Genomic DNA, 13,232 nt, shown 5'->3' with positions numbered 1-13,232 from the left:
AGCATTTCCTTCAATCCTTCCCTCGTCTCTAGCCTGTTCAGGAAACAAACGGCTGACGGACATGGTTCCGAAAAAGAACCGAGGGGGAAGGGCGAAGCAGTGAGGGGAAGGCGGGCTTACTGACCTACCGCCACCTCGAGCCGGGCGTCGCGGTAGTTGTCGAGGAACCACTGATAGGTGCCGGTGAGCCCTTGCGGCAGATCGATACGGTGACGCCAGCCGAGGGCATGGAGGCGGCTGACATCAAGCAGCTTGCGCGGGGTGCCATCGGGCTTGTCCGGATCGAATTGCAACTCGCCCTCATAGCCAACGGTTTCGGCCACCAGATGAGCGAGATCGGCAATGCTCAAATCCTCGCCGGTGCCCACATTGACCTGCGGCGCATCGCTGTAATGCTCCATCACATAAACACAGGCATCGGCCATATCGTCCACATGCAGGAATTCGCGCTTCGGCTTGCCAGTGCCCCAGACGGGCAGGGCGGCATCGCCCCGCTGCTTTGCCTCGTGAGCCTTGCGCATCAGGGCCGGGATCACATGGGATTGCGCCAGATCGAAATTGTCGCCGGGTCCATAGAGATTGGTCGGCATGACCGAGACAAAGTCACAGCCATATTGCTTGCGATAGGCCTGACACAGCTTGATGCCGGCAATCTTGGCGATGGCATACCACTCATTGGTCGGCTCGAGCGGACCGGTCAGCAGCTGTGCCTCATCCATCGGCTGTGTCGCCATGCGCGGATAGATGCAGGACGAGCCGAGCAGCATCAGCTTTTCAACCCCGATGCGCCGGGCAGCCTCAATGACATTGCCCTCGATCATCAGGTTGTCATACAGAAACTCACCGGGCCTTGTGTCATTGGCATGAATGCCGCCAACGGTGGCGGCGGCGAGGAAGATTGCCTCGGGCTTAGCCTCGGCCAGCCACGCCTCGATTTCGGCCTGACGGCGCAGATCGGCGATGTCGCGCCCGACCGTCAGCACCTCGCACCCCATATCGGCCAGCCGCCGGACGATGGCCGAACCAACCATCCCGCGATGGCCCGCGACCCAGACCCGCTTGCCGCTCAGATCATAGAGTTTTGTCATGTCCGGTTTCTCCTGCTGCATCCAGCATATCATGTTCCGTCAGGAACCGGACCATCCCGCATCGAGCGCGGCGGCCAGATCCCAGAGCATTTCAATATCATCAGCCGTTGCCGGTATATGGGTCATATTCACCTCTTCCGCAAACAGGCCGGGCAGCCTGTACCATGGACGCTGCAGGTCGATGGCAACGAACAGCAACCCATCGCGGATCACGGCGGATATCCTGTCGCCATGGCGCGCGCGCAGCCGGGCGAGGGCAGCGCGCACCGGCGGGGTCAGCAACCGGTGGGCGAGGGTCAGGTCACTGCCCTGATCGGGATTGCCATCGGCACGCAACCGCACCGATCCCTTGATCGGCCGGGCGAGGGCAAAGCGAGCGCAGAGGCCCTGAAACACCCGGACCGGGCGCAACTCCTCTTCCCGCCAGCGCCACACTGTAAGCTCAAAGGCCTGACCATCGGCACCGCCGAGCGGCCCGACAAACCAGTGCCGCGCCACATGATACTGCCCGCGTGGAATGCAGCCCAATATCTCAAACAATGTAATCAGCGGCTTCAGCCGCCCGCGCGGTGGGTTGCGGCCATAGATAAGGTCATAACCCGCCGCCAGCCGGTAATAGACCGCGTCCTTGATGCCGAGCAGGGCGTTCTGCCACTGATACCAGACAAACCCGAGTGCAGCGGCGGCACCGAGGCCGATCAGCAGAAACGCCCCCGCCGCCGACAACCCGGCACCGGCCAGAAACACGATCACCATAAGGGTCGGCAGGCAGATGAGGGTGAGCAGCACCAGATCGCGATAGAAGCCCTGCCGCGCCTCATCACGGGCCAGCTCCTGCGCATCGCGCATCAGCACCATGTCATTGTGATGCGGGCGTCTGGCCCGGGCGCTATATGGCGCGGCGTGCGGTTCATGACTGCCAAAGACAATGTCTGATCCGCCATCGGTACCCTGATCAGTCATCGACCTGCTTGCGATCACGCTCGAGCAGCACGTTCTTCATATCGGCGCGGACCATCTCGGCGACCAGATCCTCGAACGCGGTCTTGTGCTCCCAGCCCAGAACCCGTTTTGCCTTGCTAGGATCACCGAGCAGCAGGTCAACCTCGGTCGGACGGAAATAGCGCGGATCGATGGCCACCAGCTGCTCGCCAGTTTCGGCACACAGCCCCTTTTCCTCAACCCCGCTGCCCTGCCAGTCGATGGTACGGCCAATCTGCTGGAAGGCGAGGCTGACAAATTCGCGGACCGAATGGGTCTCACCGGTGGCGAGGACATAATCATCGGCCTTGTCCTGCTGCAGGATACGCCACATGCCCTCGACGAAATCACGGGCATGGCCCCAGTCACGCTTGGCATCCATGTTGCCGAGGAACAGGCATTTCTGGAAGCCGTGATGGATCGAGGCCACTGCACGGGTGATCTTGCGGGTAACGAATGTCTCCCCCCGCGTCGGGCCTTCATGGTTGAACAGGATGCCGTTGGAGGCGTGCATGCCATAGGCTTCACGGTAGTTCACGGTGATCCAGTAGCCGTACAGCTTGGCAACGGCGTAGGGTGAGCGCGGATAGAACGGTGTGGTCTCTTTCTGCGGGGTTTCCTGCACCTTGCCGTAGAGTTCAGAGGTCGATGCCTGATAGAAGCGCACCTCGTCCTCCATGTTCAGAATACGGATCGCCTCCAGCAGCCGGAGCGGTCCCATGGCATCGGAATTGGCGGTATATTCCGGCGTCTCGAACGACACCTTTACATGTGACTGTGCCGCGAGGTTATAGACTTCCGACGGCTGTACCTCCTGAACCAGACGGATCAGGTTGGTGGCATCGGTCATATCGGCATAATGCAGATGGAACCGGCGGTTGGTTTCGTGCGGGTCCTGATAGAGGTGATCAACCCGCGGCGTGTTGAAGGATGATGACCGGCGCTTGGTGCCATGGACCTGATAGCCCTTCTGCAGCAGCAGTTCCGCCAGCAGCGCTCCGTCCTGGCCCGTGATACCGGTGATGAGGGCGACCTTGCGGCGTTCTTTCGCGGCAGCCATATGCGTGTCATCCTTTTTATGATTTGCCGGTTACTGACCGGACAGCCCGAACGGGCGCTGGTGTGACGCGGATCAGAATAGCCGATAATGCGGCGATAGGAACAATCGGCTGAACAATTTTTCAACAAATCCCGTCGGATAACGCCCATGGCGCAACAGTTGCGGCAAAACCGGTTGATCAGCAGCTGATTGTCACAGAACCGCGCTTGACCACCACCGGCCTGCCGAGCGATCACCATGCTGTTGTGAACAGAGACCGAAACCGGATCGTAAAACCAGATGACAACATGCCAGCAGATACCCGGATTATCCGACATTGCGGCGGATTATGATGCCTTTATCCTCGATCTCTGGGGTGTCCTGCATGATGGGGTTCGTGCCTATGACCATGCGGTATCGACACTGCAGGCACTGAAACAGACCGGCAAACAGGTCTGCCTCCTGTCCAATGTGCCGCGTCGGGAATTTGCCACAGTTGATCGCCTCAACAGCCTCGGCCTGCTGCCGGAACTCTATGACCATCTGGTGACCTCGGGCGAGGCCACCCATCAGGCGCTGAAGCAACCCGCCGATGACTGGCACCGGCGGCTGGGTACAGCGGCCTATGCCCTGTCCCCGCGTGAGGAAGCCGAGGAGCTGGTTGAAGGAACCGGCAAATCCCTGGCCGATGATCCCGCCGATGCCGATTTCATGCTGGCCATCGGGATCGGGGATAAGAGTGAGACGCTGGAGCAATATCAACCCGCACTGGATGCCGGGCTGGCAAAGGGCCTGCCCTTGCTCTGCGCCAACCCCGATCTGATCGTGAATGCCGGTGGTGACCGTCTCGCCATCTGTGCCGGCAGCTTTGCCAGATATTATGCCGAGCAGGGCGGGGACGTCGCCTATCACGGCAAACCCCATGCGCCGATCTATCAGACCTGCCGCGACCGCCTCGGGCTGGGGCAGCAGGCCCGTATACTGGCGGTTGGTGACAGCATGGCGACCGATGTTACCGGTGCCAAACGCGCCGGGCTGGATGCCTGCCTCGTCACCTCGGGCATTCATCTGCGCGATCTGGCAGAAAGTGCCGGGCAACCGGCGGTGCCGGAACGGCTCTCGCGCCTCATCGACCGCTATGATCACACGCCGGATTATGCCGTTGCCCTCTGTCAATGGGCACCGGCAGATCGGGCAGCCTGATTACCGGCTGGCGATTGATTATCAGCGAAGAGTGGCCAGCACAGCCTCTATGCGTGGCGAACCTGCCTTTTTACCGCCCGTAGCCGAGGCTGGCTGCATGATGCTGTGGGCACGGTAGTAATTGATGATGAATACCCGCAGGGAAGCGGTCAGCCCGTTATCCCCGCGAATATCATCGATCATGGCAATCAGGTCGCGGAGGCGGGCCTCTTCATTCTCTGCAATTTCTGACAGCGATTGCCAGACACTGCGCTCCATTCTGATGCTGGTACGGCGGCCATTGATTGTTATACTCCGGCTCACCTGGTCCATATCGTGGGACTGCTCGGTCATAAAGTTCACGCATCACTTGATAATGAATCGCATTGGCTGGTTTATACCTACAGCTGTAAATATCCTGAATGCAACCCAAGCGTTTATTTTTCAATATTATTCGCGCTTCAGTTGATGCAATCGCGCCAGTACGGACCTTGCGATAACGGCAATCAGTTTTATGATTTTTCCACCTGAAAACCGGTCAAAACGGCATTTTTTCGCTGGTTCGAAAAAAATGTTAATATGGATACAAAGCTTATTTTTTATTGGTTTCAGCTAGTTGGCTAAAAGGTCGATAAATTTTTATCTTTTTTGTACATTTTCTTCTGGCGCTTTCAGAAAAATGTCATAGAACAGCATCACACGACGTCGACCCCCACCCCATTCCCGACGTCGGTTTGGAATCGGCAGCTGTTCGGGCATCCCCCATCCCCCATCCCCCCGCTCGGGCAGCTGCCTTCCCAAACCCTCCGATATCTTCCTTAAAATCTGATCGACACAACGGCCTGCCGGAACATCATTCCTGCGCCATGTGTTCTTGTATCCGGGTTCAGCGATTGCGCCGGAGCAGGACATAGAATGCGCCACGGCCACCATCGCCCGGGCGCGCTGTCTTGACCGCCAGGATCAGTGGTCGCAATGCAGGTGCCGAGAGCCAATCAAGCAGGCGGCGGCGAATAACACCGGGCTGCGGATCGTTTACATCGCCCGTCATGGCAACGTCCGGCTGCCTGCGGTGGCGGGTGCCCTTGCCGGTTATCACCAGCACACAGCGATGGCCTGCACTGTGGCTTGCCAGAATAAAGCGGGTCAGCCGCTGCTGGGCCTGATGTTGGCGATCGCCATGCAGATCGATGCGGGCATCAATTGGCAACTGTCCACGCCGCAGCTTCTGTGCCGTGCGCCGGTCCACATCCGGCGTATCCGCACCCTCCACATCCCAGACCGGCATCGCCCTCTGAACGGCAGGTGACGGCTGTTGCGCCACATCGCGGCTGCCGCTGCCGAGCAATCCCGATTTCAGGTTTTTGAGCGGCGTCAGATCCGTGCCCGGTTGATGTGGCTGCTCCGATGCCAGAGCCTGTTGCCGGGCCTTGGGTGGTTTATCGGTTTCTGGTGTAAAGCGGTTGGCGGATTTTGAGCTGATTGGCGCAACGGTAGAAGCCACGCGCTGCCACAGTTGCCGATCGGGATCAGCATCATTTGCCTGTGATGGCTGTGGCTTGTCGTTATTGCCGTGCTTGCCGGAACGGTCCTTGGCCATTGTCCAGTATCAGCTGTCCAGTACCGGGAAACCGGCTACTGGCTCAGCCGGTTCTGATTGAGGATATCGCTGCTGGCAATAACGCGAACGATCTGTGGCTTGCGGCCACCGGAACAGGCCTTCTCACAGAATACGAAATATTGCGGCAGACCATTGATCAGGAAGAAATATAGGTCAATCTGCACCTGCCCCTTGGTCAGGGCATAAAGGCGCCAGTATTCATCAAAGTCACCCTTGTTGATGTCCGGGCGCGTGCTGATGGTGAGCTGGCCGAGAAGGGCGTCGATCAATTCCCCGGCATGGAGCGCCTGGCTGGTGTCCAGCTGGGCGACACCCATGGTGGTGAAATAGGGCAACTGGTTGGCCACAGCGACGAGATCGTCATTGTTCTTGGCCGTCACCTCGAACAGCTCACCCTCCATGCTGCGCCAGTCATAGCCATCGGCGGCTGTAATAAAGTGGCCCTCGGCCCGGCACTCGAGCTTGGCCCAGTTATAGAATGGTTCGGGAATAAAGACATAGGCATCGTCGGGCGCATCGGGACAATCGGCAACACCCGGTGCATTCAAATCTAATTTCGGACCGCCGCTCTCTTCGGATGCGGCCTGTTCGGCCTCTTCCTGTTCGGCCTCATCATCGGCGAAAAGTTTCGGCAGCAGGGAATCCTGAGCCAGAACCGGTTTTGCGGTCAATGGCAAGGCAAGGCCCATGAACAACATCATGATGCTGAATGCCCGCAATGTCAGTGGAGACATAACCTGTTTTATCCTTCGTAACCCGACCGAACTGCCCAAACCTGAACGCCGATCATAGCGATAGCAATGCCGGGACGCCAGAATATGTATCAGGATATCCGCTTCGCAATATGCTTGCGTGACCCCATCCCGATTGCCCATAAAACGCTGTCACTGAAATCCCGCAGTAAAAAGACAGGCGAAGGGACAGCCGGACATGAATTTTATCTCTGGAGCCGCGACCGTCACCGGACTGATCGGCTGGCCGGTCAGTCATTCGCTGTCACCGAAACTGCATGGTTACTGGCTGCAGAAGCACGGCATCGACGGCAGTTATCTACCACTGCCGGTGGATCCCGAGCGGGTTGAGCAGGCGGTTGCCGGGCTGCCCGCCCTCGGCATTGCCGGGGTCAATGTCACCGTCCCGCACAAACAGGCGGTTATCCCCTGTCTCGACAAGATTGAGGCGACGGCGAAACGGCTGGGCGCCGTGAACACGATACTTGTCCACAAGGACGGTACACTCGAAGGGCATAATACGGACGCATACGGCTTTCGTGCCTGCCTCGACCGGCAGGCAGGGCCGGAAATCAAGCGTCAGATTGAGGAAAACCGGCAGGTTACGGTGGTTGGTGCCGGTGGTGCCGCCCGTGCGGTCATCGATGCCGTCTTGCAGGCCGGATACCGCAGGCTGGTGATTACCAACCGTACGCTTGATAAGGCAAGGCATCTTTCTGATGATTTTCAACAGTTTTACCCACAGGCCGAGATCAGCGCCTGTGACTGGGCAGAACGCGCCGAACTGCTCATGGAAACCGGCCTCCTGATCAACACCACCAGCCTCGGCATGATCGGCAAACCGCCGCTCGATCTCGACCTGACGCCGCTGCAGAGCGACGCCGTGGTGGCGGACATCGTCTATGCGCCACTGATCACACCACTGCTCTCGGCTGCCCGCGACCGCGACCTCAAGATCGTCGACGGGCTGGACATGCTGTTGTTTCAGGCACAGGCCAGTTTCGAGCTCTGGCACGGGGTAAAGCCCGAGGTGGACAGCGGCCTGCGCCACTTCATGCTGGACCAGCTCCGGGATAACGACTGATGGGCAATGCGACGCGCCCAGTAATTATTGGCCTTACCGGCTCGATCGGCATGGGCAAATCCACCGCTGCCCGGATGCTCAAACGCGCCGGGGTGCAGGTATTCGACGCCGACCTAGCCGTCCATCGACTGATGGCCGCGAAGGGTGAGGCGGTACCCGCGCTGGCCGATGCCTTCCCCGCCTGCCTTGTCAGTGATGGCGATGGCCCGCGCATTGATCGCGCCTGTCTGTCCCGGCATATCGCCGAACACCCGGAAGACCTAAAAAAGCTTGAGGCCATCCTGCATCCACTGGTGCGCAAGGTCCAGCAGCAAGCCCGACGCGCCGCCGCCATCGCCCATGCGCCGGAACTGGTACTCGACATTCCGCTGCTGTTTGAAACCGGTGGCCATCGGCGCTGCGATCTGGTGGTTGTGGTCACCGCCCCGGCGTTTCTGCAGCGCCAACGGGTCATGGCCCGGCCCGGCATGACGGCAGAGAAATTCGCCATACTGCTCGGCAAACAGCTGCCCGATCGCCAAAAGCGCCGCCAGGCCGATTATGTTATCCAGACCGGCATCGGTCGCAAACCGGCCTGGCGCCAGATGGCCGCTCTGTTGCGACAATTACGATCGGGCAAGGTGAGGCTCAACCCGCGCCGGTTATGCCCAACTCATCCACCGCTTTTTGTCCCGGAAAACCCCGACCGCTGGACACCATCGGTGCGGGCTTCCTAAGTTGGGTGATCCCTGACACTGACAGACAGTCCTTATGTAATGCGCGAAATCGTCCTCGATACAGAAACCACCGGCATCGACCCCAATGATGGCCACCGGATTGTTGAAATCGGCTGTGTCGAGGTCATCAACAATGTGCCAACCGGCAAGACCTATCACGTCTATATCAACCCAGAACGCGATATGCCGGCAGAGGCCGAACGGGTCCACGGCCTGTCCGAAGAGTTTCTGAAGCAGCACAAGGTTTTCGCCGAGATCGCCGGGGATTTTCTCGACTTCATCAAGGATGATCCGCTGGTCATTCACAATGCCAGCTTTGATATGAAGTTCCTGAATGCGGAGCTGACCGCGCTCGGCTTCAAACCAATGCCGCCAAGCCGGGCGATTGATACGCTGGCCATGGCTCGCCGCAAGTTTCCGGGTGCCCAGGCAACGCTTGATGCGCTCTGCCGCCGTTTCGGGGTCGATAACTCGAACCGTACCCTGCACGGCGCATTGCTGGATTCCGAATTGCTGGCCGAGGTCTATCTGGAACTGCGCGGTGGCCGGGAACCGGGTCTGGGTCTCAATGCCAATCAGGCTGCGGAAGCTGATGGCAACACCACCGCAATCGTCAAAAAGCCTGTGCGTCCGGCGCGCGCCCATGCGCCGATCCCCGAAACGGAACAAGCCGCGCATCGGGAAGCGATAGCGCGGCTTGATGGATCACTCTGGGCGAAGATGCTGCCGGATCAGTTCAAAACCGACAGCGCCGACGCCTGATAACGGATCAGATTACCGGTTCATCTGCATTGGCAGCGGCAACACCGTTTGCCTGACCCTGCGCGGCAGCCTGGGCACCGTTCTGACGACGATAGAGATCAGCAAAATCAACCGGATTGATCAGCAGTGGCGGGAAGCCGCCCTGACGGGAGGTATTGGCCATGATTTCACGCGCGAACGGGAACAGCAGGCGTGGCGCCTCGATCAGCAGGACCGGCTTGCGCATTTCTTCCTTCAGACCCTGCAGACGGAACAGACCGGCATATGACAGGTCGAGCAGGAACACTGTTTCTTTTTGCTCTTCGGTTGGTGCCTGACCCTCGGCCGGAGCCGGGCGAGCGGTCGCGACAATACGCAGGACCACTTCATAGACCTCGTTCTGCATGTCACGGGCCTGCACATCCACATTGATCTCAACCTGCGGCGGACGCTGGGCAGCGGCGGCGAGGCTGGCCGGAGCCTTCGGGCTCTCGAAGGACAGATCCTTGGTGTACTGGGCCAGAATTGTTATCGGCGCGACCGGGCCTTGCTGGCCCTGCGCTGGTGCCCCGGTACCGGGTTGATCATTGGTGGCGTCAGACATGCGAGATTTTCCAATTTATGTGATGGACGAAAACTGTTTGGTCGGGTCGGGCTAACATGAAGCCGCGCCCAACTCAACCTTGAGCCATGGCAGCGGCGCTAAAATCAGCCCTGTTGCCGGGGATCATTGGCGTCATCGACAACCGTATAATCGCCCTCGATGACAACGCCTGCGCCGGTTGATTGCCGCGGTGGCTCCTGTCGCGGCTGGCCGGGAAACGGCTGCTCATGTGCATGACCACCGGCTGATCCGGTCTGCGCCCGTTTGCTCAGACTCTTGTGCAGCCAATCACTGGTGATGTTGCGCAGCCCCGGCAAGGCGAAGGCAAGGCCGATTATATCGGTCAGAAAACCCGGAATGATCAGCAGGATACCGCCAACAATGGCCGCCAGACCAGTTATCGCCTCGGCCATCGGTTCGTCACGGTTCTGCACCGTGGTCCGGGCCTGGTCGATCATATGCTGGCCCTGGGCACGGATCAGCCCGACACCGAGGATGGCGGAACCCAGAATCCACAGCAGCACACCGGAAATACCGATTTCATCGCCGACCATGATAAACAGCGAAATTTCTAAAATCGGAAAGAGGAGAAACAGGATCAGAGCTGGCATCGGCTTCTTTCGAAATTCGTCCTTGCCGGACAGTTATAATGCCCAGATAGGATTATTATTGCCGCGAACAAGAACATTTACCGGACGGTTTTGCCAGTTTTTCACGATCAGAGCCGCATCAGGACTGGCAAACCCTGTTCTTTATACCACGTTAGAGGTAACGTATTTTATGGCTGGCTACTAACGGGGACACTGGAAATCGGTTTACATCACTGGTAACAGCGTAAGGCTTGGAATCTGGTCCTAACGCCGTTACCCATGAGATCAGTCGAGTAAAACGGGCATCCATTCAGGCATCATACATGATCGAACTTATTATCTTTGCCGTTATCGCGGGTTTGTTGATCGCACGGCTCAACAGCGTTCTTGGGCAGAAGAACGAAGGCGATGAATTCCGCGGTTCTCATACATTCAAGCGTGACAACAACACACCGCGTGATGCCAAGGGCGGTGAGCGTGACAATGTCATCACCCTGCCGGGCTATGACAATCCCAGTCAGGCAGTGCTGAACACCGGCGATGATGATCTGCCGGTATCGGTCAACGAACAGCTCAAGCGCATCCATATGATTGATGGCCAGTTTGACGAGGATCACTTCACCAGTGGTGTGAGGGTGGCATTCCCGATGATCGTCGAGGCCTTCGCTGCAAATGACAAGGACACGCTGAGCACCCTGCTTGATGACAATATCTATCAGGATTTTGCAGCTGCCATCGATGATCGGGCTGAGGCCAATGAAACCCTGAGCACTGAGATTAAGGAAGTTCATGACATCTCGATCATCGAGGCCAAAACCAATAACAACATGCTGGAAATCACGGTCCGGATCATTTCCGATCAGGTCAATGAACTGACCCGTGAACAAGCGGAACATGAGGGCAAGGATGCGGAACCGGCAACGGTTGAAATCACCGATATCTGGACCTTTGCCCGCCCGATAAACAGCGATAATCCGAACTGGAAACTGATCGAGACCCGTGTCGACCCTTAATTCTGGCAGCGCGGGAAACTCTCTCTGCCGTCTCCTTGGTATCCTGACCGTACTCCTGCTGTCAGCCTGCGCCGCAACCGACGATACTACTGATATTCCTGCCCGCGCCGATCTGATCCCGGCGCAGTGGTCCGACCTGCCCGGCTGGAAGCATGATAATGTCGCCGAAATGCGCCCGGCACTGGAGCGATCATGCGCGGTCATGAACCGGCGCAGCCCGACCGCAAAAGTCGGTCCGTCGGGTCTCGCGGGCATTGCCGGCAAATGGCAGCGCGCCTGTCAGATCGTGCTCAGCACCGATCCCGAGCAACCGGCTGATTTCAGAAAAGCCCTCGAAGCCGTCTTCAACCCCTACAGCGTGCAGGATGAAACCGGCAGCCGTGACGGGTTGTTCACCGGCTATTACGAAGCATCACTGGAAGGCAGCCGCACCCGTTCATCGCTTTATCACACCCCGCTTTATCAGCGCCCGGGTGATCTGGTCATGGTGCAACTCGGCGATTTTCGCGATGACCTCAAGGGTCGGCGGATTGCCGGGCGGATTATCAATGGTCAGCTGAAACCCTATGAGGATCGCGGCGAAATCGTAGCCGGACAAAGTGCCAGCGAACTTGAACCGCTGGTCTATGTGGCCGATCCGGTGGAAGCCTTCTTCCTGCAGATACAGGGTTCCGGACGTATCCTGCTTGATGATGGCGATGAAATGCGCGTCGGCTATGCTGCCCAGAACGGCCACCCCTATGTGGCAATCGGCCGGACCCTGATCGATCAGGGTGAGTTGACCAGAGAAAACGTCTCGCTGCAGTCGATCCGTGACTGGTTGAAGCGCAACCCGGACCGTGCCGATGAGATCATGAACAGCAACCCGTCCTATGTTTTCTTCCGGGAGATTGAGGGCGAGGGACCGATCGGCGGCGAGGGTGTTGCCCTGACCGCAGGGCGCAGCCTGGCGATTGATCGTTCATTACTGCCCTATGGCGTGCCGGTGTTTCTTGATGCCGATGATCCCATGCAGCCGGGCAAGCGTCTGCAACGTCTGATGATGGCACAGGATACCGGCGGTGCCATTCGCGGCGCGGTGCGCGGTGATGTGTTCTGGGGCTATGGCAGCGATGCCGAGGAAAGAGCCGGCAATATGAAAAGCAGTGGTCGTTACTGGCTGCTATTGCCCAAAGTTGCCCTGCCGGTACCGGTCAGCAGCAATTCATCACCCGGGCACAACATTGCGATCGCGCAGGAACCCGAGCAGCGCCAGCAATGGCAGACCACGGATTGAAAATTCATCCCCCTCAATCCGGGTAAACAGATGCGGGCCAAGTCCTTCAATCTGATAACCGCCAACACAAGCCAACAGATCATCGCCGCCCGCCGCGATATAGGCATCGATAAACTCAGGCGATAACCGGCGCACGGTCAGGGCGGGACGGGTTACCTGATGCCAGATACGGGCACCGCGATAGAGCAATACCGCTGCCGTCTCCAGATGATGGGTTTTGCCACTGATGGTCTCGAGATGATTTTTCAGATCATTGGCATCCTTCGGCTTGTCGAACCAGCGGGTTTCCTCGCCGGTAACCGACAGCGACATGATCTGGTCGCAGCCAAGCACATAATGATCGGGATATTTCGCGGCAACGCGCTGGGCCTTGGTTTCGGCCAGGGCTTCGGCGGTTTCGGCAGCGGTCAGACCGGCCTGTTTACAGGATGCCTTGACCTCATCCTCATCCACCGCAGCAGGCGCAATGATCGGATCGAGGCCAACCGCCTCCAGCATCTGACGGCGTGCGCTGGACCCTGATGCCAGCACCAGTGGGGCAGAGACAAAACTCATGATACGGGGAA

The 13,232-nt window shown here is 58.6% G+C and carries 15 protein-coding genes; 6 read left to right on the top strand and 9 right to left on the bottom strand.

Annotated elements, in window-relative coordinates:
• Positions 1 to 116 precede the first annotated feature (116 nt).
• The 3 genes from CBB62_01640 to CBB62_01630 are packed head-to-tail and all read right to left on the bottom strand — an operon-like array spanning position 117 to position 3,129.
• Positions 117 to 1,109, bottom strand: a complete 993-nt coding sequence (locus CBB62_01640; GenBank protein OUT41089.1) for a GDP-fucose synthetase — start codon at positions 1,107 to 1,109, stop codon at positions 117 to 119.
• Between the two features lie 18 nt (positions 1,110 to 1,127).
• Positions 1,128 to 2,051 carry a hypothetical protein gene (locus tag CBB62_01635; protein OUT41088.1) on the bottom strand — a complete coding sequence of 308 codons (924 nt, stop codon included), beginning with the start codon at positions 2,049 to 2,051 and terminating at the stop codon, positions 1,128 to 1,130.
• Positions 2,044 to 3,129: a GDP-mannose 4,6-dehydratase gene (locus CBB62_01630; GenBank protein ID OUT41087.1), complete on the bottom strand. Its 1,086-nt coding sequence runs from the start codon at positions 3,127 to 3,129 to the stop codon at positions 2,044 to 2,046. Before CBB62_01630 ends, CBB62_01635 begins: the two co-directional genes overlap by 8 nt.
• Positions 3,130 to 3,408: 279 nt before the next feature.
• Between CBB62_01630 and CBB62_01625 the strand changes: the two genes are divergently transcribed.
• Complete coding sequence (locus CBB62_01625) at positions 3,409 to 4,311, top strand: hypothetical protein (GenBank protein ID OUT41086.1); 903 nt, start codon at positions 3,409 to 3,411, stop codon at positions 4,309 to 4,311.
• Positions 4,312 to 4,332: 21 nt separating this feature from the next.
• Here CBB62_01625 and CBB62_01620 read toward each other — a convergent pair whose 3' ends face one another.
• The 3 genes from CBB62_01620 to CBB62_01610 all read right to left on the bottom strand — a co-directional run bounded on the left by CBB62_01620 (position 4,333) and on the right by CBB62_01610 (position 6,645).
• On the bottom strand, positions 4,333 to 4,644 hold the full coding sequence (locus tag CBB62_01620) for a hypothetical protein (GenBank protein OUT41085.1): 312 nt from the start codon (positions 4,642 to 4,644) through the stop codon (positions 4,333 to 4,335).
• A gap of 532 nt (positions 4,645 to 5,176) precedes the next feature.
• A complete protein-coding gene (locus tag CBB62_01615; protein ID OUT41084.1) occupies positions 5,177 to 5,890 on the bottom strand; it encodes a hypothetical protein in 714 nt (237 codons plus the stop codon).
• A 35-nt stretch (positions 5,891 to 5,925) separates the two neighbouring features.
• Positions 5,926 to 6,645, bottom strand: a complete 720-nt coding sequence (locus CBB62_01610) for a hypothetical protein (GenBank protein ID OUT41083.1) — start codon at positions 6,643 to 6,645, stop codon at positions 5,926 to 5,928.
• Positions 6,646 to 6,841: 196 nt separating this feature from the next.
• Between CBB62_01610 and CBB62_01605 the strand changes: the two genes are divergently transcribed.
• From CBB62_01605 to CBB62_01595, 3 genes are read left to right on the top strand one after another with little or no spacing between them, the layout of a single operon-like run.
• Complete coding sequence (locus tag CBB62_01605; protein OUT41082.1) at positions 6,842 to 7,726, top strand: shikimate dehydrogenase; 885 nt, start codon at positions 6,842 to 6,844, stop codon at positions 7,724 to 7,726.
• Positions 7,726 to 8,442 (top strand): dephospho-CoA kinase, encoded by a 717-nt coding sequence (locus CBB62_01600; GenBank protein OUT41081.1) that lies wholly within the window; start codon positions 7,726 to 7,728, stop codon positions 8,440 to 8,442. Before CBB62_01605 ends, CBB62_01600 begins: the two co-directional genes overlap by 1 nt.
• Positions 8,443 to 8,481: 39 nt before the next feature.
• Positions 8,482 to 9,204 (top strand): DNA polymerase III subunit epsilon, encoded by a 723-nt coding sequence (locus CBB62_01595; protein ID OUT41080.1) that lies wholly within the window; start codon positions 8,482 to 8,484, stop codon positions 9,202 to 9,204.
• Positions 9,205 to 9,211: 7 nt separating this feature from the next.
• Here the strand turns inward: CBB62_01595 and CBB62_01590 are convergent, their stop codons facing one another.
• Positions 9,212 to 9,787, bottom strand: coding sequence for a protein-export chaperone SecB (locus CBB62_01590; protein OUT41079.1), 576 nt, complete (start codon positions 9,785 to 9,787; stop codon positions 9,212 to 9,214).
• 104 nt (positions 9,788 to 9,891) lie between these two features.
• On the bottom strand, positions 9,892 to 10,398 hold the full coding sequence (locus CBB62_01585; GenBank protein OUT41078.1) for a hypothetical protein: 507 nt from the start codon (positions 10,396 to 10,398) through the stop codon (positions 9,892 to 9,894).
• Between the two features lie 302 nt (positions 10,399 to 10,700).
• On the opposite strand from CBB62_01585, the gene CBB62_01580 reads away from it, so the two are divergent.
• Positions 10,701 to 11,390 (top strand): hypothetical protein, encoded by a 690-nt coding sequence (locus CBB62_01580; GenBank protein OUT41077.1) that lies wholly within the window; start codon positions 10,701 to 10,703, stop codon positions 11,388 to 11,390.
• A complete protein-coding gene (locus CBB62_01575) occupies positions 11,377 to 12,666 on the top strand; it encodes a hypothetical protein (GenBank protein ID OUT41076.1) in 1,290 nt (429 codons plus the stop codon). The genes CBB62_01580 and CBB62_01575 overlap by 14 nt, the downstream gene beginning before the upstream one ends.
• Here the strand turns inward: CBB62_01575 and CBB62_01570 are convergent.
• Positions 12,598 to 13,221, bottom strand: coding sequence for a hypothetical protein (locus CBB62_01570; protein OUT41075.1), 624 nt, complete (start codon positions 13,219 to 13,221; stop codon positions 12,598 to 12,600). The two genes, CBB62_01575 and CBB62_01570, sit on opposite strands and share 69 nt — an antisense overlap.
• Positions 13,222 to 13,232: the final 11 nt, after the last annotated feature.

It is taken from the genome of Micavibrio sp. TMED2 (assembly GCA_002168225.1).
Classification (GTDB): Bacteria; Pseudomonadota; Alphaproteobacteria; order TMED2; family TMED2; genus TMED2.
Note: the sequence above shows the minus strand (reverse complement) of the source record. Positions and strands in the feature narration are given on the sequence as shown.